Here is a 26,586-nt window from a genome sequence, read left to right on the forward strand (position 1 = left end):
CGCACCCTTGATCATCTTTTTCTCCTCTCATCGGTTCTGATACTCGGGTCGGCGCCCGTCCGCCGAGCCGCCGACCGGTCAGCGACGAAAGGGGAGAGTGTCCGACGTGCCGTCACGCCGATACGTACAGGGGTGGGGGGCGCTCTCCCTCGCCGTCGGGGCCGTACTCGTCACCACCGCGGCCGCGCAGGTCCCCGCCGGCGGCCGCGCGGGCGGCGCGGCCGCCCCGGCGCCCGCCGTCGTCATGGTCGGCGTCTGCTCCTCCTCGGGCGGGCTGTGCCGGGTGCCCCGCACCCTCGTGACCCTCGACGCCCCCACGACCGTCACCCTGCCCGCCGCCGCCACCGGCCCCGTCGACCTCGTCCTGCGCACCCCCGGCCGGCTCGCCGACGTGACCCTCGCCGACCGGCGGGGGCGCCGGATCGCCGGACGGACCGGCGCCGACGGCACCGGCTGGACCAGCGACGTCGCCCTGCCCGCCGGAGGCACGTACACGGCCCGTCTCGTCGTGGAGGAGACAGGCCGGGACGGCCCGCGCCGCCGGACCGTCCGGCTCGCCGTGCGCACCGCGAAGGCCCCGGCGGGGGAGCGGCTCACCGTGGTCTTCGGCCCCGGAGGCGGCGAGCGGGGCCGCGCGTACGGGGTGGGCCAGCCGGTCACGGCGGAGCTCAGCCACCCCGTCCAGGCCGACGCCCCGCTCGCCCGCCGGATCGTCGAGCGCGCCCTGGAGGTACGCAGCGAACCCCGGGTCGAGGGGGCCTGGCACTGGGTGGACGCCGACACCCTGCACTACCGGCCCCGCGTCTACTGGCCCGCCCGCGCCACCGTCCGGGTCCGCTCCGGCCTCGACGGAGCCCGCGTCAGCGGCCGGCTCCACGGCGGCCCCTCACGGTCCCTCACCTTCTCCACCGGCGCCCGGGTCGAGGCCGTCACCGATGTCGCCGCACACGAGATGCGCGTCTACCGCGACGGCCGGCTGCTGCGCGTCATCCCCGTCACCACCGGCAAGCGCGGCTTCCGCACCCGGGTCGGCACCAAGGTCGTCCTCGGCAAGGAGCCCATGGTCCGGATGCGCGGCGACTCCATCGGCATCACCCGCGGCAGTCGTGAGTTCTACGACCTCAAGGTCCGCTGGGCCACCCGGGTGACCTGGAGCGGCGAGTACCTGCACGCCGCCCCCTGGTCCCTGGACGCGCAGGGCAGCGCCGACGTGAGCCACGGCTGCACCGGCATGTCCACCGAGGCCGCCCGCTGGCTCTACCGCACGGTCCGCGAGGGCGACCTCGTCCGGGTCGTCCACGGGTACGGCAAGCCGATGACGCCGTTCGGCAACGGTTACGGCGACTGGAACCTCGGCTGGCCCGAGTGGCTGCGCGGCAGCGCCTTCGGCGCCCGCAAGGCCGGCCCGAGCGCCGCCGCGGGCCCGCTGCGCCCCGACCTCTGAGCCGGTCCTCCGGAACCGGCTCAGCTCTCGGTACCCGAACCCGAACCCGCGCCCACACCCCCACCCGCGCTCGCACCCGCGCCCGGCGCCGGCACGTCGTCGGGCCGGTCGTCGCCCAGGAGGGATTCCGGGGTGCTCGGCGCGGGTTCGCCGAGCATCAGCCGTGGCCGGCGCTGGAGTCCGGCCCCCACGAGCACCCCCAGGGCGATCGCGGCGACCGTGATCACCGTCCCGACCAGACTGTCCAGACCGCCGTCGGTGTCCTTCTCGACGATGATCTCCGAGACGCTGGTGAGCCCGACCGCGCCGGGGACCAGGAGCCAGAAGCAGGGTAGGAAGACCACCTGGTCGGGGGTCCGGGAGCGCTTCTCGATCCAGCTCGCCATCGGCGGCAGGACGGCCCCGGCGGCGAAGGCGCCGAAGGTCGCCCCGGCGAACTCGGACGCGGCCGACTGCACGAGCCGTTCGGCGAGGAGCGCGCCGAGCAGCCAGCCGGTGACCCGGGGCGGGGCGGAGAAGTACAGCAGGAAGCCGAAGCCGAGCAGCAGCACCCCCACCCAGGGCGCCCACGCGCCGAGCGGTTCGGCGGCCTTCCCGCCGGAGGGGTGCGGCCGCTGCAGTTCGGAGCCGACGAGGATGCCGAGCGAGAGCAGCAGCAGGACGGTCAGCGCGCCGGCCAGCCGGGAGAGCCCGGACAGCGCGGCCCCGGTGGCGAGTTCGATGGCGCCGAGCGTGAGCGCCGCACCGGGCAGGAAGGCGATGAGCGGCGGGACGTAGAGGAGAGTGGGGTCCTCGTGGAGCAGGGGCCCCGCCCAGCGCAGCGCGGCGGCGGTGACGAGGATGGCGGTGACCACCGGCAGGGCGGTACGGGCCGCGGGCAGCCGGTCGCCGAACAGGCGGAGCACGCCGACGCCCGCGCCGAGCGCCGCGTACCCCGCGACGGCGGGCACGGTCGCGTGCCGCATGGTGCCGAGCCCGACGGTCAGCAGCACGTAGCCGAGGACCGTGGCGGCGGGGCTGAACCGGTCCGGCCGCTCCCGGTTCTCCCGCAGCGCGCGCCGCACCTCGCCGAATGGCACCTCCTCGGCGCGCATCCGGGTGACCAGTGCCTGGAGCGACTCCACCTGGTCGAGCCGGAGGTCGGGTCCTTCGACCGGGGCGAAGTCGAGCTCGCCGCCGCGCCCGTCGGGCCCGCCGCCGACCCGGACGAAGAGCCCGGTGGGGACGACGAAGCAGCGGGCCCTGGTGCCGTAGCGGGCGGCGACGTCGTGCAGCGCCCGCTCGACCTCCGAGCTGCGCTCGGCGGCCCTCAGCAGGTCGGAGCCCAGCTCGCAGAGGAGCGAGGCGAGGTCCCGGAGCCGTTCCCGGTCGGCGCTGTCGTCCTCCGGCAGGGTGACGGTGCCGGTGCGTCGCCGAGGCCGCAGCGCCGCCGCGCGTCGCGCGATACCACGCACATCGAATCGGGACGAAAGCCGCATTCATGAACGTTAACAGGGGGTGCCCGTGACGGGCGGGGCGCGGGCGACGGGGCGTCAGCCCCCGCTCGCGCCCTCGCCGTCAGTCGTTGACGGCCGTCAGGAGCACCACGCTGTCGTCCACCGCGGTCAGCCCGTGGCGCTCCTTGGGGATCATCCGCAGCGTGCCCGCCGCCAGTTCGTCCCCGCCGCTGTGGGTGGTCAGCCTCACCCGGCCGCTCAGCACCTGGAGGCTGGCCGCCGCGGGAGCGTTGTGCTCGTCCAGTACCGTGCCGGCCGTCATGGCGATCACGGTCTGCCGCAGCACGCCGTCGTGCAGCACCCGATGGGCGCTGCGCCCGTGGGGGGCGGCGCGGGCGGCGGCCAGGTGCTCGTCGGCGAGGGCGGTGAGATCCAGGTTCATACCCCCAGCCTCCCGGCTGTGTACGGGGACGCAAGTCGGGACCGGTGAGCCGCCTGACCCTACGGCAGCAGCGCCCCGGTGAGGTGGTCGTACGCCACGTGCGCGTGGAGGCGGACGCCGGTGACGAGGGTGCCGTCGTCGGCGTAGAAGCGCGGGTTGTGGTTGGTGGCGAGGCCCCGCCCGCCCTCCTCCGGCACCGGCAGTCCGCCCGGGCCCAGGACCGTGTCCTGGACGCCCAGCATCACGTACAGGCCGCCGAACCGTCCGATGAGCTCGGAGACGTCGTCGTACCCGAGGGTGGGGCCGGTCTCGGTGACGCGCTCCGCGCCCACCACCCGCCGGAAGGACGGCAGTCCGGCCGCCACCCACGGTCCGGCGTTGTGCACCGGAGGCACCGGCTGGAGGTAGCGCACCTCGGCCGTGGCCCCGTACGCCGCGGCCGAGTGCTCGGCCAGCCGCCGGAGCCGTTCCCGCACGTCGTCCATGTCGGACTCCTCCGCGCAGCGGATCGTGCCCCAGAGGGTCACCGTCTGGCCGATGATGTTGAACCGGCCGACGTCCTCGACGTGCCCGATGGTGACGGTGACCGGGTCGAAGGCGGAGACCTGCCGGTACAGCTGCCCGATCCCGGTGAGCACCGCTCCGGCCGCGGGCATCGGGTCGACGCCCTGCCACGGCGTGGAGCCGTGCACCTGCTTGCCGGTGATGGTGATCCCGACCATCACCGAGGCCCCGTACTGGTGGCCCACCCGGTAGCCCACGTACCCCTTCGGGTGCGGTGTCACGTGCATCCCGAAGGCCATCGTCGGCACCGGGTCGGTGAACGCGCCCGCGTCGACCATGGCGAGCGCCCCGCCGGTCTCGGTCACCGGCGGCCCCTCCTCGGCGGGCTGGAAGACGAACAGGACCGTGCCGGGCAGCCGGTCGCGCGCGCCCGCGAGGACCGTCGCGGCGCCCATCAGCATCGCCGTGTGACAGTCGTGGCCGCAGGCGTGCGAGACCGGGAACGGGCCGCCCGGATACTCCTGGTCGACCACCGTGGAGGCGAAGTCCACGCCGCACAGGTCCTTCACCGGCAGGGCGTCCGTGTCCGCGCGCAGCGCGACCACCCGGCCGCCACCGCCGCCGGCCGTCCCGCGCAGCACGCCCACCACCCCGTGCCCGGCGATGCCGGTGCGGACCTCGTCGAGCCCCAGGCCGCGCAGGTGGTCGGCGACCAGCCGGGCCGTCCCCGCCTCCCGGTTGGACAGCTCGGGGTGCCGGTGCAGGTGGTGGCGCCAGGCGATCACCCGGGCGGAGGTCTTCTCGGCCAGCCGGTCGAGCTCGCCGTGGACCGGATCGTCGCTCATGGGCGTCCTCTCGTGCTCGCGCGACGGGCGCGCTCGGATCGGCCGACGGAGGGATCGCGGAGCGCGACGCCGGCGGCGGGCGAGGGCCTGTGGAGGGCCGTGACCGGTCTCCTCCCCCCTTTCGCGCGGTGCGACGCGCCCCTTTCGCGCGGTGCGAGGCGACGGGCGCGACCGGAACGCCGAGGAGGGGCCGCCGTCCGGGGTACGACTCCGGGGCCGTACCCACGCGTGTGCGGGTACGGCCCCGGAGGACGGGCGGTCGGGGTGCGTCAGCCGGTGAACACCTCGACGAGGGACCAGATCGCGAGGCCCGCCATGCAGACACCGCCGACGCGCTGGACGGTCTTGAGCGGCACCCGCTTGGCGATGAACCGGCCGGCGACGAGGGCCAGGGCGGAGACCGAGGTCAGCGCCAGGAAGGAGCCGATCGCGGTCGACGCGGTGCCGTTGGTGGCGGCGAGGTTGGCGGTGGTGATCTGGGTCAGGTCGCCCCACTCGCTGATGAAGACGGCCATGAAGGCGGTGGAGAACACCGGCCAGAAGCCGGTGACGGTCTTGCCGCCGGCGTCGTCCTCCTCGTCGTCGCCCCCGGCCCGCAGCAGGACGAAGGCGCCGAAGCCGAACATCAGCGCGGAGACGAGTTTGACGGTCCAGCCGGGGAGCAGCCCGAGGAGGCTGCCGGCGCCGACCGCGATGGCGACGTGCACCGCGAAGGCCGCGGAGGTGCCGAACCACACGTAGAGGGGACGCATGCGCGTGCCCATGGCGAGCGACGCGAACATCGTCTTGTCGGGAAGCTCGGCGAGGAAGATGAGCCCGAAGGCGGTGACGATCGCCAAGGGGTCGAGGTGCATACCGGCGCTCTCTGATCGGTCCGGGCCCGTGACTCCGCACGGCACCTCGGTGGGCGACGGGAGGACCACTCGGCCCGGCATGACGGACCACGCCCACAGGGATTGCGGACGTGGTGATGCCTGGCCGAAGGTCTCGCCCGTCCGCGTCACACGCGGACCCGGTCACCGGGAACCCGGGGGCTCCAGTGTGTCGACGACCGGTTCGCAGGGCTACTCCCCTTCGCTGCCCACCAGTGTATCCGATGGATCAACGGGCGAGTAGACACTGTCTACGTCGCGTGGTAGACAGTGTCCATGTCCCACTCCGTACCCCAGGACCAGCCCCACGGCCGGCCGGCCGACCGGCCTGACGCTCCGGCCGACGACGAGCACGGCCGCGGCGGGCTGCGGCAGCGGCTGGTCAGGACCGGGGTCGCCCTCGTCGACGCCGAGGGCGTCCAGGCCCTCACGCTCCGCGAGATCGCCCGCCGCGCGGGCGTCTCCCACGGCGCGCCCCGCCGCTGGTTCCCCACCCACCTCGACCTGCTCTCGGCCATCGCCCACGAAGGCTTCGCCGAACTGGCCGCCCGCGTCGCCGAGGCGGACCGGGAGGCCGGTGCCGCGGACGCCGGGCCCCGGGAGCGGGCCGAGACCCTCGCCCGCGTCTACCTCGCCTACGCCGCCGAGCGCCGCGGCATGTACGAGCTGATGTTCCGCCACGACCTGCTGGAGAGCGGCCGGCTGGGGCTGCGGGAGACGAGCCTGCCGCTCTTCGCCCGGCTCACCGCCCTCGTCGCCGAACTCCGCCCCGGCAGCGTCACCGGCGTCGACCCCGTCACCGCCGCCGGCGCGCTCTGGGCGAACCTGCACGGCCTCGCCCAGCTCGGTCACTGGGGCAGCCTCGCCCTCGCCACCGGCTCGGACGACCCCGCGCCCCTCGTCCGCGCCGTCCTCGACGCCCACCTCGGCCCGGCGGGGCCCACTCCATGAGCCCCGCCCCGGACGCCCCCGCGGCCCGCGCCCGCACCCTCGCCTGCAGCGTGACCGGGGCCGCCGTCGTCGCGCTCGACGGCACCGTCCTGACGCTCGCCCAACCCGCCCTCCAGCGGGACCTGCACACCGGTGTCGCCCAGGTCCAGTGGACCAGCACCGGCTATCTCGTGGCCGTCGCGAGCCTCCTCGTCCTCGCCGGGCGGCTCGGCGACCGCCACGGCCACCACCGGGTCTTCGCCCTCGGCGCCCTCGGCTTCGCGGCGGTCTCCGCCGGGATCGCGCTCGCCCCCGGCATCGGCACCGTCGTGCTGCTCCGCGTCCTCCAGGGGGTCTGCGGGGCGTTGCTCCAGCCCGCCACCCTCGGCATGCTCCGCACCGCCTACCCGCCGGACCGGCTCACCGGCCCCATCGCGCTGCGCACCGGCGCGATCGGGCTCGCCGCCGCGGCCGGCCCCCTCCTCGGCGGCGCCCTGGTCTCCGCGTACGGCTGGCGCGCGGTCTTCCTCCTCGGCGTGCCCCCGACGCTCGCCGTCGGCCTCCTCGCCCTCACCGTCCGCGAGCCGGGCCGCACGCCTCCCGCACGCACGCGTGCCGCGGCCGGGTCCCCCACGCGCGCGCGTGCCGGCGGCGATCCCCTCGGCGCCCTGCTGCTTGCCGCGGCGCTCGGCCTCCTCGTGTACGGGCTCGTGACGCTCCCGCACCCCGGCGCCGGCGGGCGGGCCGCCGTCCCCCTCGCCGCCTCGGCGGCCGCCGCGCTCACCCTCGTACGCCACGGACGGCGGGCCCCGGACCCGCTGCTGCCGCCCGCGCTGCTGCGGAGCCGGCCCGTGGCCGCCGGGCTCGGCGCGCTGCTGGCCGCCTCCGCCGCGCTCTCCGGCACCCTCTTCGTGACCACGTACTTCCTCCAGGAGGTGCAGGGCCTCGACCCGCTCGCCGCCGGACTGCGGTTCCTCCCGCTCGCCGTCCTGATGGTGCTCGGCGCCGCGTGCTGCCCGCCGCTCCAGCGGCGGCTCGGGCCCCGGGGCGCCGCCCTGACCGGTGGCGTCCTGCTCACCTCCGGGGTCCTGGTCCTCGCCCGTCTCGACGGCGGCGCGGGAGCCGTGGCGACCGGGACCGGCGCGGCCCTTCTCGGCGCCGGTTTCGTCACCCTGATGGTCACCGCGACGGCGGCGATCGTCCGCCACGCGCCCGAGGCGCACGCCGGGGTCGCCGGCGGGCTCCAGCAGACCGCCATGAACACCGGCCCCGCCCTCGGCGTCGCCACCGCCGCCCTCCTGCTCGCCCTCGTCCCCGGCGGCGGCTTCGTCCCCGCGCACGGCGCCGCGCTCCCCGTCCTGGCGCTCCTCGCGGCCCTCACCCTGCCCGCCTCCCTCGCCCTCCCGGGGGCCGGGGGAGGCGGGGGCGGCGGGACACGCCAGGCCGTGGCGCGCCGGTCCCGCCGCCCGTTCTGCGTACGCTCGTGAGATGCACGCAGCTGGTCCCCGGCCCCGGCCCCGGCTCGCCACGGCGACGCGGACCCAGGTCACCCTCGGCCGGGCCCTGCCCGTCCTCGTCATGGTCCTGGTCGTCGTCGCGGACCTCGTCACGCCGGACTCCGAGCGCCTCGACCGGCTCCTCATCACCGTCCCCGCGCTCGCCGCCGCCACCTGGAGCGTGTACGGCACCATCGGCTTGGGGCTCGCCGCCATGGCCCTGAGGGCCGTGCTCGTCATCGTCCGGGGCGAGCCCGTCGCGGCCGAACTCCTCGCGAGCGAGAGCCTCATCCTCGGCATCACCGCCGCCTCCGCCTGGGTCAGCGCGGTCCGCACCCGCCGCGAGCGGGACCTCGCCGAGGTCACCGCCGTCGCCGACGTCGTCCAGCGGGTCGTGCTCCGCCCGCCCCCGCCCCGTCTCGGCCCCGTCGAACTCCACCTGCTGTACGTCGCCGCCGCGGCCAAGGCCCGTATCGGCGGCGACTTCTACGAGGCCGTCCAGATCCCCGGGGCCGTCCGCATCATGCTCGGCGACGTCCAGGGCAAGGGCCTCGGCGCCGTCGAGACGGCCTCCGTCCTCCTGGGCGCCTTCCGTTCCACCGCCTACGACGCCCCCGACCTGCCCGCGCTCGCCGACCGGCTCGACGAGGGACTGGCCCGCTACGCGGCCTGGGACCCCGACTCCGACGCCGCCGAACGCTTCGCCACCGTCGTCCTCGTCGAGCTCCCCGACGGCCGGGACACCGCCCGCCTCCTCAACTGCGGCCACCCCGCCCCGCTCCTCCAGCACGGTACGGAGGTGACCCCCGTGGAGGTCGCCGACCCCTCGCTGCCGCTCAACCTCGCCGGCCTCGCCGACTCCCACCACCGCGTGGAGGAGTTCCCCTTCGGGCCGGGGGACCGGCTGCTGCTCTACACCGACGGCGTCAGCGAGACCCGTGACCGGGCCGGGGTCTTCTACCCGCTGGAGGAGCGCGCCCGCCAGTGGGCCGCTGCCCCCTCCGACCGGATCCCCGAGCTCCTCCACCGCGATCTCGCCGCCTACGGCGACGGAGACCTCGACGACGACGTCGCCGCGCTCCTCGTCGTCCGCGCCGAAGGGCCGGTCGCGGGGGAGAGCCCCCGCTGACCGTCGCCGGAGAGCGGGCGTCCGTCCCGGGGCCTCGCCGGGCGGTCGGCGGATCGGTTCCGTCCGTCCCCAAACGTCGAGTTCGGGGCGGCCTGGGGCGTTCCCGACCCCTTACCGGATCCATGCGCCCTTCGTGCGCTCTGGCCGCTCCCTTCCCGATACGTGAGGCTTGCGTGCGTCCGCATGACGGACAGTCGCACTCCAGTCGAGAGGAACGGGTGCACGTGCCCCAGTCCAGCCCCCTCACCGACGGCCCGTCCGAGGAGTTCCCGGGATTCCCCGGGATCGGCACCGCCCTGACCGAGGCCGACACGGACCGCCTGGCCGCCGACGGCCTGTGGGCCTCCGGCGGCACCGTCCACCCCGAGGCCGTCCGCTTCGGCCAGACCGTCGTCACCGCCCTCCTCGCCGACGGGGCGCTCCCGGAAGGCACGCTCCCCGCCGCCCTCGCCGAGCGGGTCGCCCGGGTGCGGGGCCTGGCCCTGCCCGGCTACCACCGCATCGAGACCACCGACGGCCACCGCCTCTCCGCCTTCAGCCTGCGGCGGCTCGCCCCGGGCCCGCACCCCCTCGTCGTCCTCCCGTCCGGCTGGACCCCCTTCGGCTGGGGCCTCTTCCCCGGCGCGTACATCGCCCTCGCCCTGCGCGGCTACCACGTCCTCGCCTACACCCCGCGCGGCCTCGGCCTCCCCGGCCTGCCCACCACCTCCGAGGGGTACGTCGACGTCGCCGGACCGCACGACGTGGCCGACGGCTCGACCCTCGTCGACTTCGGCATCGAGCACTTCGCCCCCGCCGTCACCGGCTTCATGGGCGAGTCCTACGGCTCCGGCATCAGCCAGCTCGTCGCCGCCCACGACGAACGCGTCGCCGCCGTCGTCGCCCTCAGCACCTGGGGCAACCTCGCCACCAGCCTCTACGAGAACCGGACCCGCCACCTCGCCGCCGTGCGGGCCCTCATCGGCTTCACCGGCGGCCCCGTGGAGGAGAAGTTCGACGAGGGCAACCGGAAGATCCTCGACGACTTCCTCGGCGACCGGAACCTCGACGCCGTCGTCCGCTGGGCCGAGCGGCGCTCCCCCGAGACGTACACCGACCTCACCGACGACCACGGCACCCCCACCTTCTACTCGAACACCTGGCACGAGAGCCTCTTCGCGGTCAACGAGGCCGTCGACACCTTCGACCGGCTCCGCGTCCCCAAGCGGCTCAACCTCTGGATCGGCGACCACGCCGCCCCCGAGGGCGCCGGCCTCCTCGGCACCGGGCTCGGCGCCCCCGACCCGGTGCTCGACGAGGCGTACGCCTGGCTCGACCACCACCTCAAGGGCGAGCGCAACGGCGTGGAGGAGTGGGACGAGGTCTGCGCCCAGGTCATGTTCACGTACGTCACCGAGCCCGTGTCCGACCCGGTCACCGGGCAGCCCACCGGCGCCCGGCGCATCGTCGGACCCGCCGTCCGGGAGTCCCGCCCCACCTGGCGGGACGTCACCGTCGGCTACGAGCTCCTCGCCCTCACCGGCGAGGGCGCGGGCGGCACCGACGGCGGGCTCGTGCCGTTCGGGCGGGACGGGGAGGGAACGCCCGCCACCGGGTGGCGCCGCACCTTCCTCGCGGGCGTCGACACCGAGGCCACCGCGATGGGCGAGCCGCTGAGGACCGGTCAGGAGGAGTGGAAGGGCAACCCCAGGACCTACGACATCCGCAAGATCGACCGGCGGCACGCCCTCGCCTGGACCACCGGGCCCCTTGTCCCGGCCGACGGCGGCCCCGTCGGCCGGCGCGTCCGCGGCGTCCCGAGGCTCCGCCTCACCGTCCGTTCCACCGTCACCACGGCGTGCCTCGTCGCCCACCTCTTCGACGTCGCCGAGGACGGCACGGCCCGCATCGTCACCCACGAACCGCTCAACGCCTACGACCTGACGGCCGACCGGGACACCACCGTCACCTGGCGGCTCCAGGCCGCCGCGTACGACGTCCCGGCCGGCCACCGGCTGATGCTCGTCGTCGACAGCAAGGACCCGCTGTACGGCGACGCCTCCGTCACCTGGACGCAGACCGAGATCGGCTCGCCGCCCGAGGCCGCCTCCTTCCTGGAACTGCCGCTGGGCTGAGCCGCCGGGATACGCCCGCGGGGGGACGCCGTGCCCGGGGGAGAGCCTCTAGCGTGACCGCATGAAGCGACTCACCCGGGCGGCCGCGGCCGCCGTGCTCGCCTGTGCCCTGGCGTTATCCGCCGGCACCGCCGCCACCGCCACGGCCCCCACCGCGCCCCGGACCGACGCGGGTCCCTCGGCCGGCGCCGTCTCCGCTCCGCTCGCGCTGCCGGCGCCGAGCGGACCGCACCCCGTGGGCAGCACCGTCCTGCCGCTCGTCGACCGCTCCCGTACCGACCCCTGGGTGCCGACGGCCGACGGCCGGCGGCTGATGGTCACCCTCCACTACCCGGCCGCACGCCCCGGCGGGCCCCGGGCCCCGTACGCGACCCGCGAGGAGACGCGCCGCCTCGCCGAGGGCCTGGGCGCGGGCACCGCGCTGCCGGCGGACGTCCTGGCCGCCACCCGGACCCACAGCGGGAGGGACGTCCGCCCGGCGCCCGGACGCCGCCCGCTGGTCCTGCTCTCGCCGGGCTTCTCGGTCTCCCGCTGGACCCTCACCCACCTCGCCGAGGACCTCGCCTCGCGCGGCTACGTCGTCGCCTCCGTCGACCACGCCTACGAGTCGTACGGCATCACGCTCCCCGGCGGCGAGACGCTGGGCTGCGCCGCCTGCGCCGCCCTCGACGAAGAGGGCGTCCCCGGCAGCGTGGTGACCTTGACCCGGGCCGCCGACATGCGGTTCGTCCTGGACCGGCTCACCGGACCCGCGCCCGCGTGGCGGCACGCGCGCGTGATCGACGCCCGCAGGATCGGGATGGCCGGCCACTCCATCGGCGGCGCGAGCGCCGCCACCACGATGGTCGCCGACCGCCGGGTCGACGCGGGCGTGAACATGGACGGGGCCTTCTGGGAGGACCTGCCCGCCGAGGGGCTGCGCGGCCGTCCGTTCCTGATGCTGGGCACCCACGACGAGACCCATCTGCCGGGCGGCCTCGACACCACGTGGGACCGGATCTGGCCGGGGCTCGACGGGTGGAGGCGGTGGGTCACGATCGCCGGATCCGGGCACTCGACCTTCTCGGACTTCCCCCTGGTCGAGCGTCACTTCGGCCTGCCCCACCCGGAACTGGCACCCGAGCGCGCCGTCCTCCTCACCCGCGCCTATGTGGCCGCCTTCTTCGACCGCCATCTGCGCGGAGCCCCGGACGGCCCGCTCGCCGGCCCGACCCAGGACCGTCCGGAGGCCCACTTCCACACTCCCTGACGCGCGGACCGGGCGGCGGGCCTCCCCGCTTCCCGACGCGCGGACCGGGCGGCGGGGCGCGGGAGGGTCAGAGGCGGTACGCCGGGACGTGGGCCGCCGCCCAGTCGGCCAGCTCGCGGGAGCAGGCGGCGACCGACTCGCGCCAGGTGCGGTCGGCGCCGTCGCCGGCCTCGTCGCTGACGTGCTTCACGATCCGCAGCGGCACCCCCGCGAGCTCCGCGGCGGCGGCCAGGGCGTACCCCTCCATGTCGACCAGCGGCGCCCGCTCGGCCAGCCGGGCGCGGGCGGACTCGTCGGAGATGAACGCGTCCCCGGTGGCGAGCACCACGTCACCGCCGTCGGGGAGGGCGATCGGCGCCCCGTACGTCTCGCCGGTCAGGGTCGCGAGGAGTTCGCCGTCCAGGTCGTGCTGGACGACCGTGCCGACGACGTGCGTGCCCGTCCAGCCGGTGCGCAGTGCCCCGGCGGTGCCGAGGTTGACGATGCCCGAGGGGCGCGGGCCCCGGGCGAGAGCGGTGGCGAGCGCGGTCGCCGCGTTCACCTTGCCCATGCCGGTGAGGAGCACGGGCAGGGCCGTGTCCAGGAACTGCGCCTCCTCCTTGACGGCGAGGACGAGCAGCGGGCGGTCGGGGGTGATGTCTCCCAGGAGTTCCATGGGCCCCACGCTAATTCGCCCGCCCCGGGGCCGTACAGCCGAGCCGGGTGTGGCCGGCGGCGACGAGGGCGCGGGTCGCGGGCGCGCCGACGCCGCGCGGGAAGCCGGTCGCGGGACGGTCGGATCCGGTGGAGGTCATGGCCCGGTCGTGCCACGGGCGGGTGGCCCCGCGCCGGGAGGGAAGCACGGCCTCCCGCGCCGGGAGGGAAGCACGGCCTCCCGCGCCGGGAGGGAAGCACGGCCTCCCGCGCCGGGAAGGAGCCCCGGCCCCCGGGCCGGGAAGGAGGGCGCCCGGGCCGGGGCTCCGCCCTCGCCGCGGTTCAGACGGGGAGCAGCCGGCCGATCAGTTCGCCGAGCTGACGGGCGTTGCGGCACGGACGCATGTCCACCAGCTCCGCGTAGAGCGGGGCCACCGAGTCGCCGGTGCCCCACAGCGCCGGCTGCTCGGGGTTGAGCCAGTGGACCCGGCGGGCCCGCTCCGCGATGAGCCGCAGGGACTCCGGACGGGGATCGGCGTTGTTGGTGCGGGCGTCCCCGAGGACGAAGACGACCGTGCGCGGGCCGACGGCGTCCGCGTACCGCTCGACGAACCCGTCGAGCGCCGTCCCGTAGTCGCTCTGCCCGTGCCAGCCGGTCAGCCGGGCCTCCGCGAGGATCCGCTCGCCGAGCCCCGAGGGGTCCGCCGTGCCGCGGGCCAGGAGGCCGGTGACCTCGTCGACCCGGTTGACGAAGGCGAAGACCCGCACCCGGCTGAACCGGTCGTGCAGGGCCTGCACCAGCACCATCGTGAACTGGGCGAAGCCGGCCACCGACCCGGACACGTCACACAGCAGCACCAGCTCGGGCCGGCCGGGACGGCGTCGGCGCAGCACCGGACGCACCGGCACGCCACCGGTCGACAGCGAACCCCGCAGGGTCCGGCGCAGATCGATCTCGCCGCGCGAGGCGCGCCGCCGCCGGGCCGCGAGCCGGGTCGCCAGTTTCCGCGCCAGCGGGCGTACCGTCCGGCGCAGTTCGTCCAGCTGCTCCCGTCCGGCGAGCAGGAAGTCCACCCGGTCCGCCGTCACGGCGACCGCCCGCCGGGCCACCTCGTCGCGGCCCCGCCGCTCGGCGACCCGCCGCCGCGCCTCGGTCCGCACCCGTTCGCGGAAGCCCTCGATCGCCCGCCGGATCTCGTCGTCGAGCAGCCGGCCGGTGAAGCCGGTCTCCTGGCCGGCGGCCGTGCGCGCGGCCCGCACCCGGGCCAGGAGGGTCTCGGGGCGGAGCCGGGAGAGCGTCTGGTGCGAGGACCAGCCGTCGGACCCGGGGCCGGAGCCGTATCCGCCGAAACCGGCCACCGCCTCGGCGGCGAGCCGGTCCAGGAGCGCGGAGTCGCCGGCGGCGAGCGCCTCCGCGATCCGCGCGCGCAGCGCGGCGAGGTCGGCGGCGTCCCCGGCCTCCTCCCCGGGCCGCCCGGGGGCGGTGACCAGCGCCGGGAAGTACAGGTCGAAGACCCGGTCGAAGACGGGGCGCTGCCGCTCCCCGTGCAGCAGGGTCGCGGCGAGCGCCGCCCGCGTCCGCTCCCGGTCGGCGAACCCGACCGCTTCGAGCGCCAGTCCGGCGTCGACCGTCTCGCCGGTGCCGATGCCGAAACCGTGCTCGCGCAGTGCCGCCACGAGCCCGGTGAGCCGCGCCACGGGTCCTTCGGCGGTCGCCGGGGCGGCGCCGGCGACCGGCCCGCCGCCGCTCACACCGCTTCCAGGTCGAGCTCGGCCCCGGCCCTCACGATGTCGTCCTGGTGCTTGAGCAGGACGCCCAGGGTCTCCCGGACCACCCGCTCGTCCAGCCGGTCCGCGCCGAGGGCGAGGAGCGTCCGCGCCCAGTCGATCGTCTCCGAGACGGACGGCACCTTGCGCAGGTCCATCGCGCGCAGCGCCCCCGCGACCCGGACGACCGAGGCCGTGAGGGCCGCGTCGAGGCCGGGCACCTTGAGCGCGACGATCCGGCGTTCCAGCTCCTCCTCGGGAAAGCCGATGTGCAGGAAGAGGCAGCGCCGGCGCAGGGCCTCGGACAGTTCGCGGCCGGCGTTGGAGGTGAGGACGGTGAAGGGGCGCCGGACGGCGGTGATCGTGCCCAGTTCGGGCACGGTGACCTGGAAGTCCCCGAGGACCTCCAGGAGCAGGCCCTCGACCTCGACGTCGGCCTTGTCGGTCTCGTCCACCAGCAGCACGGTCGGCTCCTCGGAGCGGATCGCGGTCAGCAGCGGCCGGGGGAGCAGGAACTCCTCGCTGAAGATGTCGGTGCGGGCCTCGTCCCAGGACTCGCCCCGTCCCGCCGTGATCCGCAGCAGCTGTTTGGCGTGGTTCCACTCGTAGAGGGCCCGGGCCTCGTCGACGCCCTCGTAGCACTGGAGCCGTACGAGCCGGGCGCCGGTCGCCTCGGTGACGGCCTTGGCCAGCTGGGTCTTGCCGACGCCCGCGGGGCCCTCGACCAGGAGGGGCTTGCCCAGCCGGTCGGCCAGGAAGACCGTCGTGGCGATGGCGGGGGAGGCCAGGTACCCGGTGGCCGCGAGCCGCTCCGCGACGTCGTCGACGGAGTCGAAGAACCCGTTCGTCATGACTGTCCCCCCGGGGAGCGATGTTTCTTACTGGTCGGTAGCTTCTGGTTCCACTCGATCAGATCGCGCCCCTCCGCACAAGCGTTCCCGCGACCGTTCCCGCCGGCGCGCGCCACGCGCGGAACGCGGCCCCGGCCCCGGTGACGTAGCGCTTCCCGGGCCCCACCCATCGTGGTGACGAAACGTCACTCCGCCCTCCCTGGGCGACGGTTTTCGGCCTCGACGCGATTCTTTCGCCAGGACGCTTGTGCCGCGCCCCGGAGCCCGGCACGCTCCTCGTATGAACACGGCCAGGCATGCCAGTGAACGTCTGATGAGCTGGCCCTCGCTGACCCGTGGCCGTGCGCACTGCGGTGCGGAACTCGGTCTCGGGACGGCGACGGAGGAGATCGTCCACTTCCACGGCGAGCACGAGGCCGACGTCCATCTCACCCGCGCGATGGTCGCCAGGCTGCGCCCCGCCCTCCTGAACTCCACCGCGGTACGGCTCCGGGCCGGTTCGGGCTGGGTGACGGTGAGGCTCGACGCCGGCTCCGACATCGACCTGCTGGCCACCCTGGTCAGCGCCGCCCTCCAGGCCAGCGCGGCTCCCGACGTGGCCCCCGACCGCTGTACCCGCGCCCGCCCGGCCCTCGTCCTGCGCTGACCGGACGGGCGCGCGCCGGGCGTCAGGCGCGGGCGCCGTCGCCCTCTTCCCGGCCGGGAACCGGGAAGAGCATGCAGGTGCTGGTGGCGTGTGCGAGGAGCCGGTCCTCCTCGTCGTACAGCCCGGCCTCCGCGAGCGCGGTGCGCCGCCCCTGCGAGAGGACCGTGCCGATGGCGCGCACCTTGCCCGTGTCCATCGTGATCGGCCGCAGGAAGCGGGTCTGCAGGTCGAGCGAGGTGTACGCGGTGCCCCGCGGCAGCGTGGTGTGCACCGCGCAGCCCGCCGCCGAGTCGAGGAGCGTGGCGTAGACCCCGCCGTGCACGCTGCCGATCGGGTTGTAGTGCTCCTCGCCGGGCTCCAGGGCGAAGACCGCCCGCCCGTGCTCGGCCTCCTCCAGGGAGAACCCGAGCAGCGCCGCGATCGGCGGGCCCGGCAGCCGGCCCGCGATCATCTCGCGCAGGAAGTCGAGCCCGGCCATGGACGCCGCCGCCCGTGCCGTGGCCCCGGCGTCCTCCCACTCGACCGTCCGTGACCGCCCCATGACCACTCCACTCCGTCGTTCCCCGCCGCCGTGGCGACGGCTGACTCTGTACCGCGAAGCTAGCCTCCGCGTCGGCTGACTGTCAACGACAGAGCCAGGTGGCTACAGTGTGACGATGAAGTGGCTGGAGACGGACACCGAGAACTGCTCGGTCCGCCGCACCCTGGACCTCGTGGGCGAGAAGTGGAGCCTGCTCATCCTGCGCGACGCCTTCAACGGCGTCCGCCGGTACGACGACTTCCGCCGCCACATCGGACTCTCCGAGGCCGTCCTCGCCGACCGCCTCCGCAAACTCGTCGCAGCCGGAGTCCTCCGCGCCGTCCCCTACCGGGAACCCGGCACCCGCACCCGCAACGAGTACCGGCTCACCCCCAAGGGCATCGACCTCTGGCCCGTCATGCTCGCCCTCAAACAGTGGGGCGACACCCACACCGGCGACCCCGAGGGGCCCGCCCTGGACATCCGCCACAGCGCCTGCGGCGCCCCCGTCCGGGTCGTCGTCCAGTGCGCCGGCGACGACGCCGAGGTCCTCACCGTCCGGGACGTCACCGTCACCCCCGGCCCCGGCGCCCGCCCGCTCCCCTGACCGGCCCCACACCCACCCGTTCGGCCGCATCGCTGCGGGACCCGGCCCTCGGGCGGGTACCGGACCTGACATGCCCCCCCTCCCCGGTACGCCGAGCGACCCGCCGCCGCCCGAACACGCCCGCTGGTTCCAGCGGTTGCACGCCCGCCTGCTCGACTCGTCCGCGGGCGTCGTGTGGAACCGGGGCCGCGCCATGGAACTCATGCACCGGGCCATGGGGTTCGCCGCCCTCAGCCTCCTCACCCTCGTGCCCCTCCTCATCGTCGTGGCCGCCGCCGACCTTGCCCGCGGCCAGGGCTTCGCACGCTGGCTCATCCAGGGCCTCGGCGTCACGGAGGTCTCCGAGGAAGAGGTCGAGGAGCTCTTCGGCCAGCCCGGTCAGGCACTCCAGCGCACCACCGCCTTCGGCCTCGCCGCCCTCGCCGCCTTCGGCGTCACCTTCGGCTCCGCCGTCCAGACCGGATACGAACGCGTCTGGGACCTCCCCACCGCCCGCTGGCACACCATGTGGCGCCACGTCGTCTGGCTCGCCGTCCTCATCGCCGCCCTCCTCCTCTTCGTCGCCTTCCCCGCCCCCGAGAACGCCCCCGCCGGCGTCACCGTCCTCGTCGCCACCGGCGACCTCCTCGGCACCTTCCTCTTCTTCTGGTGGTCCCAGCGCTTCCTCCTGTGCGGCCGGCTCCGCTGGCGGGCGCTGCTGCCCGGCGCCGTGCTCACCGCCTTCGGCCTCCTCGGGCTGCGGGTCTTCTCCCAGCTGGTCTTCTCCCCGCTGATCGCCTCCAACGCCGTCACCTACGGGCAGTTCGGCACCGTCCTCGTCCTCCAGTCCTGGCTCGTCGGCGTCGGCTTCGTCGTCTACGGCGGCGCCCTCGTCGGCCGCCTCGTCCACGAGAGCCGCGTCCGCCGGCGCCTCACCCCGCCGGACCCCCGCTGACCCGGCGCCCGCCGTCCCGGCTCACTGGTCCCGCCGGCGCACCGCCACCACCGTCACCAGCACCGCCACCACGGCCCAGGCGCCGTACACCGACCACGCCCCGCCCGTCGACCACGGGAACGGCCCCGCCACACCCTCCCCGGCCAGCCGGTGCCACGCCCGGAACGGAGCCGTGTGCGCGAGCACCGCCGTCAGCCGGCGCTCCTCGCTCAGCACCATCGGCAGCAGCAGGAGCAGCACCACGGCGCCGACCACGGCCGCCGCGCCGCGCCGCAGCACCGCCCCCAGCGCCATCCCGGCCAGCGCGCACACCGGAGCGAGCAGCGCCGACGCCACCACCAGCCGCACCGCGCCCGGATGCCCCGGCGACACCCCGACACCGCGCAGCGACAGCACCGCCTGCGAGGCCCAGAACGACCCGCCCGCCACCACCGCGCCGAACCCGGTCTGCACCCCGGCCAGCACCAGCGCCCTCGCCGAGACCAGCGCCCCCCGCGCCGGCACCGCCGCGAACGTCGTCCGCACCTGCCCGCTGCCGTACTCGCCGACCACCGCCACCGCGCCCATCGCCGCCGAGCACAGCACCAGCACCGTCGCCGCGTTCCCCGTGAACGCGTCCCCCAGCGCCAGCCCGTCCGCCACGAAGGCCACCCGCGACGCCTCGTCGTAGGCGAACCAGTACCGGTAGTGGTCCCAGGCCGCCCCCACGTTGAACGCCACCACCGCCAGCGCGCCCAGCAGCAGCGACCAGCCCGTCGAACGCAGCGACCACAACTTCAGCCACTCCGAGGCCACCAGATCGCGGAACCTCGCCCTCGGCTCCACCACGGAAGCGATCGTCGTCGTCATCGGGCACCCCCTGCCGTGTAGTCGGCGCTCTCCGCCGTCAGCTCCATGAACGCCTCCTCCAGGGAGGTCCCGCGGGTCGTCAACTGGTCCAGCACCACCCGGTGCTCCGCCGCCAGCTCGCCGACCCGGGCCGCGCTCAACCCCGTCACCGTCAGCCGGCCCTCCTCCGCCACCACCTCCGCGCCCGCGGCCAGCAGCAGCGGCGTCAGCGTCCCGGGGGCCGGTGTCCCCACCGCCACGCTCGGCCGCGCCCCGCGCGCCGCGAACTCCGCCAGGCTCTGCTCGGCGATCAGCCGGCCCCGGCCGACCACCACCAGGTCATCGGCCGTGTGCTCCATCTCGCTCATCAGATGGCTGGAGACGAACACCGTCCGCCCCTCCTCCGCGAGCCGCCGGAACAGCCCCCGCACCCAGCGCACCCCCTCCGGGTCCAGCCCGTTCAGCGGCTCGTCGAAGAGCAGCACCGGCGGATCGCCCAGCAAGGCGCCCGCGATCCCCAGCCGCTGGCGCATCCCCAGCGAGAAGCCGCCGATCCGCCGCCGCGCGGCGGCGGCGAGACCGACCTCCGCCAGCACCGCGTCGACCCGGGCCGCCGGTATCCGGTTGCTCCGCGCGAGGATCCCGAGGTGCGCCCGCGCGGTACGCCCGCCGTGCACGTCCGAGGCGTCGAGGAGCGCGCCCACGTGCCGCAGTCCTCGCGGCCGGTCCGCGAACCGCCGGCCTCCGACCGTCACCGCGCCGCTCGTCGGCGCGTGCAGTCCCAGGACCATCCGCAACGTGGTGCTCTTCCCCGCGCCGTTGGGCCCGAGGAAACCGGTCACCCGGCCCGGCCGCACGGTGAACGTCAGCCGGTCGACCGCGGTGGTGGCGCCGTAGCGCTTCGTGAGTTCCCTTACTTCGATCATGTCCACCACGGTGCCCTCCGGACCCGCCCCCGGGCATCGGACCAGGACGGACAGTCACACGACCGCCGGTCATCCCCGGTCGTACGACCAGGGGTTGACGACCCGGAGCGGACGACGATCTACGATCACCGGATGTCAGCGACTTCGCCGACCCGCCTTCGCACACGGGTCACGCCCGGCCAATGGGCCGCGCTCGCCTGGCTCGCCGGGCTCCTCTTCACCGTGCTCCTGCGGCTGCGCCTGCCCGGCCAGGAGGAGGCCGACGTCCTCGCCGGCGTCGTCTTCCTCCGCTGGGACGGGCTCACCATGCTCGGCCTCGCCACCGCGCTGGCCCTGCGCGGCAGCGTGCTTCTCGACCGCCGTCCCACCGCGGCCCTCGGCCACCTCCTCGCCGCCGCGGTCCTCTGCTCCACGCCGCTGAGCGTCACCGCCATACCGTTCGCCCAGTACCTCGCCGTCGACGTCGCCCTCTACGCGATCGCCGCCCACCGGCCGACGAGGGAGTCCGAGCGCGCCGTCCTCCTCGCGGTCGGCGTCGTCCTCGCCCACCTCGCCGTCCGGCTCCTCGCCGGCTGGACCGCGGGCACCACCACGGCCCTCGCCGTGTCCTCCACCGCGAGCGCCGTCTGGCTCCTCGGCCGCTCCGCGCGCCAGAACCGCCTCCACGCCGAGGAGACCCGCGCCCGCGCCGCCGAACAGGCCGTCACCGCCGAGCGGCTCCGGATCGCCCGGGAGATGCACGACACCGTCGCCCACAGCATCGGCATCGTGGCCCTCCAGGCCGGAGCCGCCCGCCTCGTCATCGACAAGCGCCCCGAGCTGGCCCGCGCCGCCCTCGACGAGATCGAGGCCGCCAGCCGCGAGACCCTCGCCGGCCTCCGCCGCATGCTCGGCGCCCTCCGCACCGCCGACGCCCTCGACGCACCCGAGGGGCCCGTCGCACCAGGCGTGCCAAGCGGTCCTGCCGCACCTGTCGGCCCCGCCGATCCGTCGTCCGGCGCCCCCGCCGAGCCCGCGCTCCCCGACCTGCCGGGGCTCGCCGCGCTCGACCGGCTCGCCGAGACCACCGGCGCCGCCGGAGTGCGGGTCACCGTCCGCCGCGTCGGCGCCCCGCGCCCCCTCCCGCCCGAGATCGACCTCTCCGCCTTCCGCGTCCTCCAGGAATCCGTCACCAACGTCGTCCGCCACTCCGGCGCCGGCAGCTGCACGGTCACCGTCGACCACCGCGACCCCGCGGTCCTCGCCCTCACCGTCGAGGACCCCGGGCCCGCCCAGGACCGCCGGCGCGAGCGGGTCGGCGGAGGCTCCGGATACGGCCTCGTCGGCATGCGCGAGCGCGTCGGACTGCTGCACGGGGAGTTCACCGCGGGCCCCCGCCCCGACGGCGGCTTCCGCGTCACCGCCCACCTGCCCCTCCCACCAGGAGCCGCCCCCGCATGAGCGACACCACCGCCCCCGCCCCCGCCCCGCGCCCGGTGCGGGTCGTCCTCGCCGACGACCAGCCGCTGGTGCGCACCGCCCTGCGGATGGTCATCGCCGAGACCGAGGACCTGGTCGTCGCCGGCGAGGCGTCCGACGGCGCCGAGGCCGTCCGGCTCGTCGAGGAGACCGGCGCCGACGTCGTCGTGATGGACCTGCGCATGCCGGGTACGGACGGCATCGAGGCGACCCGGAGGATCACCGCCGGCCGGTCCGGTGCCCGCGTCGTCGTCCTGACGACCTTCGACGACGACGACCACGTCTACGGCGCGCTGCACGCCGGCGCGTCCGGATTCCTCGTCAAGGACATGGCGATGGACGACATCCTCGCCGCCGTCCGCGTCGTCGCCTCCGGAGACGCCCTCATCGCCCCCGGCGTCACCGGGCGTCTCATCAAGGAGTTCACCCGACGCCCCCGGGACGGACGGGGCACCCCCGCGGACGGCCCGTCGCCCGCCGCCCGCCACGTCGCCGAGCGCATCACCGAGCGGGAACAGGAGGTCCTCACCCTGGTCGGCCGGGGACTGTCCAACACCGAGATCGCCGACGAGCTCCACATCACGCTCGCCACCGTCAAGACCTACGTCACCCGGCTCCTCGCCAAGCTCGTCGCCCGCGACCGGGTCCACCTCGTCATCCTCGCCTACGAGGCCGGACTCGTCTCCACCGGCGCCGATCACACGCCCCGGTGACGGCCCCCGGACCGGTCGGCCCGCGCGCGGCGGACCGCTCGGACGGGGGCGAGTTGACGGATGAACAGGTCGGCCCGACCGTCCTCGACCCGGAGGTGCGCGCCGCGCACCGTCGACGAGTGGCGGCGGGAGACGCGCTCCGGGGAGTCCGCCCGTCCGGCCGCCGTCGACCGGGCCCGCGGGACGGGGGGCGTCGTCTGCCCGGAGGGCGTCCGGGCCGGTGGCCGACACCGGCGCGGTCCGGTCCCGGCGGAAGGCGGGCGGCGGGGCGGGGACCCGTAACCCTTTTCCGCCCCAGTAGTTGACCAGGGCATGAAGAAGCGCAGCATGCTCGCCATCGCCTCCCTCGCCGCAGGCGTCGTCACCGCCCTCGTCACCCCGCCGCCGCAGGCCAGCGCCGCGGAGAGCCCGCTCGGCGGCGCCACGGGACTCCTCCAGGAGGACGGCGCCGCGACGACCCTCCACGAGACCGTCACGACCGTGGGGAGCACCGTCGCGGAAAGCTCCGGGCAGGGCCTCGGCTGACGCTTCGCCCCCCACCGCCCCCGGTGCCCCGCGTTCCTGTCGGCGCGGGGCACCGGCACGCCGTGACCCGCCGGACGGCGGCCCGTGCGCGCGCGGTGCGCGGGTAATGACAGGATGTCCCCATGAGCAACAACGTTTTCTTCGACATCACCATCAACGACGAGCCGGCCGGCCGGATCGTCTTCAAGCTGTTCGACGACGTCGTCCCGAAGACGGCGCAGAACTTCCGCGAGCTCGCCACCGGCCAGCACGGCTTCGGCTACGAGGGCTCCCCCTTCCACCGCGTCATCCCCGCCTTCATGCTCCAGGGCGGTGACTTCACCCGGGGCAACGGCACCGGCGGCAAGAGCATCTACGGCGAGAAGTTCGAGGACGAGAACTTCAAGCTGAAGCACGACCGCCCGTTCCTGCTCTCGATGGCGAACGCGGGCCGCAACACCAACGGTTCGCAGTTCTTCATCACCACGATCATCACCGACTGGCTCGACGGCAAGCACGTCGTCTTCGGCGAGGTCGTCGAGGGCCAGGACATCGTCAAGAAGGTCGAGGCCCTGGGCTCCTCCTCCGGCGCCACCAAGAGCGTCATCAAGATCGGCAAGTCCGGCATCGTCGAGGGCTGACCCGCCCCCGCCCGGATGCTCGGCGAACGGGGCGGGCGGGACGGCGTCCACCGGACGCCCCTCCCACCCGCCCCGTCCTCCGGAAGCCTCAGTCGCTCTCGCCGTACCGGCGCTCGAACCTGGCGACCCGGCCCTCCGTGTCGACCGTCCGCGCCTTGCCCGTGAAGAACGGGTGGCTCTCCGAGGAGATCTCGACGTCGATCACCGGATAGGTGTTGCCGTCGTCCCACTCGATGGTCCGCTCGCTCGTCGCGGTCGACCGGGTCAGGAACGCGTACCCCGCCGAGCGGTCGCGGAAGACCACGGGCCGGTAGTCGGGCTGCTTGTCCTGCTGCACGGGACCTCCTCGCCTCGGGCGGCCGCCACGCGGCCACCCCGTTCTCGTCCGGCCCGGACGGCCCGGACCCTCCCAGCCTCGCCGCGTCCACCCGCGCCGACCAGCGCCGCTGACCCGACCGGGTGAGCCCCGGAAGACACCCCCGCCCTACCCGCCCCGCCGCAGCCAGCGGGACGCGAGGAGGAGGGCGATGTCGTCGGGACGGTCCGAGGACCGCACCGCCTCGTGCATCAGGCGGTCCGCCGCCTCCGCCAGCGGGAGCGAGCCCGTCGACGCCAGGGTCCGGCGCAGCCGCTCCACCCCCTCGTCGATGTCCGCGCCCGGGCGCTCCACCAGTCCGTCCGTGAAGAGCGCGAGGACCGCGCCCTCGGCCAGCCGCAGCCGGGTCACCGGGTAGGCGGCGCGTCCGTCCACCCCGAGCACCACCCCGCCCGCGATGTCGAGCAGCTCCGCGGTGCCGTCCGGATGCCGCAGCAGCGGCTGCGGGTGCCCGGCCCGTACCGCCTGTACGTCACCGGTGTGGGCGTCCAGGAGCACGTAACAGGCGCTCGCGAACTGGCCGGGGTCCAGGTCGATCAGCAGCCGGTTGGTGCCGCGTACGACCTCCTGCGGCGGCAGGCCGCTCAGGGCGAAGGCCCGCACCGCGCTCCGCAGCTGCCCCATCGTCGCCGCCGCCGCGACCCCGTGGCCCTGGACGTCGCCGATCACCAGGGCCAGCTCGCCCCGGGCCGTCTCCACCACGTCGTACCAGTCGCCGCCCACGTCCATGCCCTGGGTGCCCGGCAGGTAGCGGCCCACCGTCTCCAGGCCCTGCCGCACCGGCAGCCGGTGCGGCAGCAGGGCGTCCTGGAGCCCCCGTGCGACGGCGGCCTCGGTGTCGTACCGCTGCGCCCGCTCCAGCGCCTGCGCGATCAGCCCGGCCAGCGCCGTCAGCACCGCCCGCTCCTCCGGACCGAAGTCCCGGGGCCCGTCGAAGCCGAGGATGCACGAGCCCACCGGCCGGCCCGAGGCGATCAGCGGCAGGAACGCCCGGGCCCCCGTGTCCGCGTCCAGCGGCAGCTCCGGATAGGCCCGGTTCAGCACCTGCATCGACTCGAAGAACATCGCCCGGCCGGACGTCAGCACGTCCACCCCCGGCACATGGGCGTCGAGCGCCACCCCGTCGAAGGGGTCGAGGAAGCCCGGCGGGAACCCCGTCTCCCACGCCAGGTACAGCCGCCGGTCGCTCAGCAGGTAGATCGCCAGCTGCCGGCCGCCGAAGGCCGGCAGCAGCTCCTCCGTGACCACCGCCGAGACCTGCCGCGCCGTCACCGCCTCCGTCAGGGCGATCGCCAGCGCCACCGGCCGGTAGAGCGAGGCCGCCCGCGCGGCCTCCGACCCGAGCCCGTCCCCGGCACGCGTGGACGGCGTGGGAGGCGGGGACGGCACGGCGGTCTCGGGTACGGGGTCCTCCTCCGGGACGAGGACCATGGTCACCCCGTCCCGGCCCGGGTGCAGCGACACCGACAGCCAGCGGCCGTCCTCCGGGCGGGCCAGGAACCTCACCGGCTCGGTCGACAGCAGCGCGGCCCGCAGCTGCTCCTCGTGGAACGGCTGGCCGAACCACGGCAGCGCCTCCCACAGCGGCCGCCCGGCCAGCGCCCCGCGCGGGCGCCCGAGGAGCCGCTCGGTGCGCTCGTTCACGTAGGTGACGCGGCCCAGCCGGTCGATGGCCAGGATGGCCCGGGGCAGCCGGTCCGTGGCGTCCGAGCCGACCAGCCCCGTGCCCAGGTCCACCAGGGTGCCCGCGAGGTGCCCGTGCCCGTCCGTCCCGACGAACCGCGAGCGCGCCGACACCTCCAGCAGGTGCAGCCCGCCGTCGGGCCCCTTCAGCCGCAGCCGGCGCACCGAACCGCCGCCGTCCGCCGCGCCCGTCCGGCGGGCCGCCGCCCACAGCGCGTAACCGTCCTCCGGATCGAGCCGCGAGGTCAGCGCCTCGATCCGCAGCGGCGAGGGGTCCGGGACGCCGAGGATCGACCGCAGCCCGTCGTCCATCGTCACCGTCCCCGACGCCAGGTCCCAGTCGAAGGAACCGAACCGCACCGGCGGCACCGCGCCCGACGGCAGCTGCACACAGATCGGGTCGCCCGGCCACCACACGCCCGTGCCGCCCGCCGAGAGCTCCGCGAGGACCTCGCCGAGCCGCAGCCCCGCCCGCGTCATCCGCTCCCGGTCCCGCGCCCCGGCCGGCAGCCCCGGCGACGGCGGCCGCAGCACCACGAGGACCCCGAAGCGCTCGCGGCCGGCGACCACGGGGGCGTACAGGGAGGCGAAGGGGAACGGCAGGCTCGCCACCAGCTGGGGGAACCGCCGCATCGACTCCTCGACGTCCGACAGCTGGACCGGCTGCCCGGACCGGTGGACCTCGGCGACCGGGAAGGGACGGTTGGTGTGCATCCGCGACCACGGCCGGAACAGCTCGCCCGGCAGCCCCGCCAGCACCGAGAGCCGCAGCAGCCCCTCCGTACCGGAGCGCAGGTACACCCCGCCGGCGTAACCGCCGACGGCCTCGACGGCGTCCGTCGCCGCCTCCGCCAGCGCCTGCGTCAGGGCCGGCGGCGGCATGCCGGGGGGCACGCCGGGCGGCGTGCCGGGGTTCTGGCCGTGCGGGGTCACACAGACAGGATGCGCCCGGCGTGAAAGCCGCCGCATCCCGGCGGACGACCCTCCCCGTCCCGTCCCCGACCACCGCCACGCGCGCGTGCGGGCCGGTTTCGCCCA

At 75.5% G+C, this 26,586-nt stretch carries 26 protein-coding genes; 13 read left to right on the plus strand and 13 right to left on the minus strand.

Annotated features, from left to right (window positions below; all coding sequences use genetic code 11):
* Nucleotides 1-106 precede the first annotated feature (106 nt).
* Nucleotides 107-1,444, plus strand: a complete 1,338-nt coding sequence (locus tag ACFQ8C_RS03065; protein ID WP_383451687.1) for an Ig-like domain-containing protein — start codon at nt 107-109, stop codon at nt 1,442-1,444.
* 20 nt (nt 1,445-1,464) lie between these two features.
* On the opposite strand, the gene ACFQ8C_RS03070 is transcribed toward ACFQ8C_RS03065, so the two are convergent.
* The 4 genes from ACFQ8C_RS03070 to ACFQ8C_RS03085 form a co-directional block, all read right to left on the minus strand.
* Nucleotides 1,465-2,898: a threonine/serine exporter family protein gene (locus ACFQ8C_RS03070; protein WP_383451689.1), complete on the minus strand. Its 1,434-nt coding sequence runs from the start codon at nt 2,896-2,898 to the stop codon at nt 1,465-1,467.
* A 103-nt stretch (nt 2,899-3,001) separates the two neighbouring features.
* On the minus strand, nt 3,002-3,322 hold the full coding sequence (locus ACFQ8C_RS03075) for a cupin (RefSeq protein WP_383451691.1): 321 nt from the start codon (nt 3,320-3,322) through the stop codon (nt 3,002-3,004).
* A 59-nt stretch (nt 3,323-3,381) separates the two neighbouring features.
* Nucleotides 3,382-4,671 (minus strand): M20 family metallopeptidase, encoded by a 1,290-nt coding sequence (locus ACFQ8C_RS03080; RefSeq protein WP_383451693.1) that lies wholly within the window; start codon nt 4,669-4,671, stop codon nt 3,382-3,384.
* 269 nt (nt 4,672-4,940) lie between these two features.
* A complete protein-coding gene (locus ACFQ8C_RS03085; RefSeq protein WP_383451695.1) occupies nt 4,941-5,525 on the minus strand; it encodes a TMEM165/GDT1 family protein in 585 nt (194 codons plus the stop codon).
* Nucleotides 5,526-5,819: 294 nt separating this feature from the next.
* Between ACFQ8C_RS03085 and ACFQ8C_RS03090 the strand changes: the two genes are divergently transcribed.
* From ACFQ8C_RS03090 to ACFQ8C_RS03110, 5 genes are all read left to right on the plus strand, one after another.
* A complete protein-coding gene (locus tag ACFQ8C_RS03090; protein WP_383451697.1) occupies nt 5,820-6,494 on the plus strand; it encodes a TetR/AcrR family transcriptional regulator in 675 nt (224 codons plus the stop codon).
* On the plus strand, nt 6,491-7,960 hold the full coding sequence (locus ACFQ8C_RS03095; RefSeq protein ID WP_383451701.1) for an MFS transporter: 1,470 nt from the start codon (nt 6,491-6,493) through the stop codon (nt 7,958-7,960). Before ACFQ8C_RS03090 ends, ACFQ8C_RS03095 begins: the two co-directional genes overlap by 4 nt.
* Nucleotide 7,961: 1 nt before the next feature.
* Complete coding sequence (locus ACFQ8C_RS03100; protein ID WP_383451702.1) at nt 7,962-9,098, plus strand: PP2C family protein-serine/threonine phosphatase; 1,137 nt, start codon at nt 7,962-7,964, stop codon at nt 9,096-9,098.
* 224 nt (nt 9,099-9,322) lie between these two features.
* Nucleotides 9,323-11,212: a CocE/NonD family hydrolase C-terminal non-catalytic domain-containing protein gene (locus ACFQ8C_RS03105; protein WP_383451704.1), complete on the plus strand. Its 1,890-nt coding sequence runs from the start codon at nt 9,323-9,325 to the stop codon at nt 11,210-11,212.
* 61 nt (nt 11,213-11,273) lie between these two features.
* Entirely contained in the window at nt 11,274-12,461 is a 1,188-nt protein-coding gene (locus ACFQ8C_RS03110) for an alpha/beta hydrolase family protein (protein WP_383451706.1), read from the plus strand.
* Between the two features lie 67 nt (nt 12,462-12,528).
* On the opposite strand, the gene ACFQ8C_RS03115 is transcribed toward ACFQ8C_RS03110, so the two are convergent.
* The 4 genes from ACFQ8C_RS03115 to ACFQ8C_RS03130 form a co-directional block, all read right to left on the minus strand.
* Nucleotides 12,529-13,116 carry a nucleosidase gene (locus ACFQ8C_RS03115; RefSeq protein ID WP_383451708.1) on the minus strand — a complete coding sequence of 196 codons (588 nt, stop codon included), beginning with the start codon at nt 13,114-13,116 and terminating at the stop codon, nt 12,529-12,531.
* 10 nt (nt 13,117-13,126) lie between these two features.
* On the minus strand, nt 13,127-13,255 hold the full coding sequence (locus ACFQ8C_RS03120; RefSeq protein ID WP_383451710.1) for a hypothetical protein: 129 nt from the start codon (nt 13,253-13,255) through the stop codon (nt 13,127-13,129).
* 181 nt (nt 13,256-13,436) lie between these two features.
* Nucleotides 13,437-14,846 (minus strand): VWA domain-containing protein, encoded by a 1,410-nt coding sequence (locus ACFQ8C_RS03125; RefSeq protein WP_383451712.1) that lies wholly within the window; start codon nt 14,844-14,846, stop codon nt 13,437-13,439.
* The gene (locus tag ACFQ8C_RS03130) at nt 14,843-15,712 is read right to left on the minus strand and encodes an AAA family ATPase (RefSeq protein WP_383451713.1); all 870 of its coding nucleotides are present in this window, start codon (nt 15,710-15,712) and stop codon (nt 14,843-14,845) included. Before ACFQ8C_RS03130 ends, ACFQ8C_RS03125 begins: the two co-directional genes overlap by 4 nt.
* Nucleotides 15,713-15,992: 280 nt before the next feature.
* Between ACFQ8C_RS03130 and ACFQ8C_RS03135 the strand changes: the two genes are divergently transcribed.
* Nucleotides 15,993-16,358, plus strand: a complete 366-nt coding sequence (locus ACFQ8C_RS03135; RefSeq protein ID WP_383451715.1) for a luciferase family protein — start codon at nt 15,993-15,995, stop codon at nt 16,356-16,358.
* A gap of 22 nt (nt 16,359-16,380) precedes the next feature.
* Here ACFQ8C_RS03135 and ACFQ8C_RS03140 read toward each other — a convergent pair whose 3' ends face one another.
* Nucleotides 16,381-16,899, minus strand: coding sequence for a PaaI family thioesterase (locus tag ACFQ8C_RS03140; protein WP_383451717.1), 519 nt, complete (start codon nt 16,897-16,899; stop codon nt 16,381-16,383).
* A 115-nt stretch (nt 16,900-17,014) separates the two neighbouring features.
* On the opposite strand from ACFQ8C_RS03140, the gene ACFQ8C_RS03145 reads away from it, so the two are divergent.
* Both ACFQ8C_RS03145 and ACFQ8C_RS03150 read left to right on the plus strand, forming a co-directional pair.
* Complete coding sequence (locus ACFQ8C_RS03145) at nt 17,015-17,485, plus strand: winged helix-turn-helix transcriptional regulator (protein ID WP_383451719.1); 471 nt, start codon at nt 17,015-17,017, stop codon at nt 17,483-17,485.
* A 70-nt stretch (nt 17,486-17,555) separates the two neighbouring features.
* Nucleotides 17,556-18,419 carry a YhjD/YihY/BrkB family envelope integrity protein gene (locus tag ACFQ8C_RS03150; RefSeq protein ID WP_383451721.1) on the plus strand — a complete coding sequence of 288 codons (864 nt, stop codon included), beginning with the start codon at nt 17,556-17,558 and terminating at the stop codon, nt 18,417-18,419.
* Between the two features lie 21 nt (nt 18,420-18,440).
* Here ACFQ8C_RS03150 and ACFQ8C_RS03155 read toward each other — a convergent pair whose 3' ends face one another.
* Both ACFQ8C_RS03155 and ACFQ8C_RS03160 read right to left on the minus strand, forming a co-directional pair.
* Nucleotides 18,441-19,268 (minus strand): ABC transporter permease, encoded by an 828-nt coding sequence (locus ACFQ8C_RS03155; protein ID WP_383451723.1) that lies wholly within the window; start codon nt 19,266-19,268, stop codon nt 18,441-18,443.
* The gene (locus ACFQ8C_RS03160) at nt 19,265-20,173 is read right to left on the minus strand and encodes an ABC transporter ATP-binding protein (RefSeq protein ID WP_383451724.1); all 909 of its coding nucleotides are present in this window, start codon (nt 20,171-20,173) and stop codon (nt 19,265-19,267) included. The genes ACFQ8C_RS03155 and ACFQ8C_RS03160 overlap by 4 nt, the downstream gene beginning before the upstream one ends.
* 132 nt (nt 20,174-20,305) lie before the next feature.
* Here ACFQ8C_RS03160 and ACFQ8C_RS03165 point away from each other — a divergent pair, with 132 nt between their 5' ends.
* From ACFQ8C_RS03165 to ACFQ8C_RS03180, 4 genes are all read left to right on the plus strand, one after another.
* Complete coding sequence (locus ACFQ8C_RS03165; RefSeq protein WP_383451726.1) at nt 20,306-21,613, plus strand: histidine kinase; 1,308 nt, start codon at nt 20,306-20,308, stop codon at nt 21,611-21,613.
* Nucleotides 21,610-22,344, plus strand: a complete 735-nt coding sequence (locus ACFQ8C_RS03170) for a response regulator (protein WP_383451728.1) — start codon at nt 21,610-21,612, stop codon at nt 22,342-22,344. The genes ACFQ8C_RS03165 and ACFQ8C_RS03170 overlap by 4 nt, the downstream gene beginning before the upstream one ends.
* Before the next feature lie 312 nt (nt 22,345-22,656).
* The gene (locus ACFQ8C_RS03175) at nt 22,657-22,869 is read left to right on the plus strand and encodes a hypothetical protein (protein ID WP_383451730.1); all 213 of its coding nucleotides are present in this window, start codon (nt 22,657-22,659) and stop codon (nt 22,867-22,869) included.
* Nucleotides 22,870-22,991: 122 nt separating this feature from the next.
* On the plus strand, nt 22,992-23,489 hold the full coding sequence (locus tag ACFQ8C_RS03180; protein WP_383451732.1) for a peptidylprolyl isomerase: 498 nt from the start codon (nt 22,992-22,994) through the stop codon (nt 23,487-23,489).
* A gap of 88 nt (nt 23,490-23,577) precedes the next feature.
* Here the strand turns inward: ACFQ8C_RS03180 and ACFQ8C_RS03185 are convergent, their stop codons facing one another.
* Both ACFQ8C_RS03185 and ACFQ8C_RS03190 read right to left on the minus strand, forming a co-directional pair.
* On the minus strand, nt 23,578-23,826 hold the full coding sequence (locus ACFQ8C_RS03185) for a type B 50S ribosomal protein L31 (protein WP_383451733.1): 249 nt from the start codon (nt 23,824-23,826) through the stop codon (nt 23,578-23,580).
* A gap of 147 nt (nt 23,827-23,973) precedes the next feature.
* The gene (locus tag ACFQ8C_RS03190) at nt 23,974-26,517 is read right to left on the minus strand and encodes a SpoIIE family protein phosphatase (RefSeq protein ID WP_383451735.1); all 2,544 of its coding nucleotides are present in this window, start codon (nt 26,515-26,517) and stop codon (nt 23,974-23,976) included.
* Between the last annotated feature and the right edge of the window lie 69 nt (nt 26,518-26,586).

The organism is Streptomyces sp. NPDC056503 (assembly GCF_042794995.1).
Taxonomy (GTDB): Bacteria; Actinomycetota; Actinomycetes; order Streptomycetales; family Streptomycetaceae; genus Streptomyces.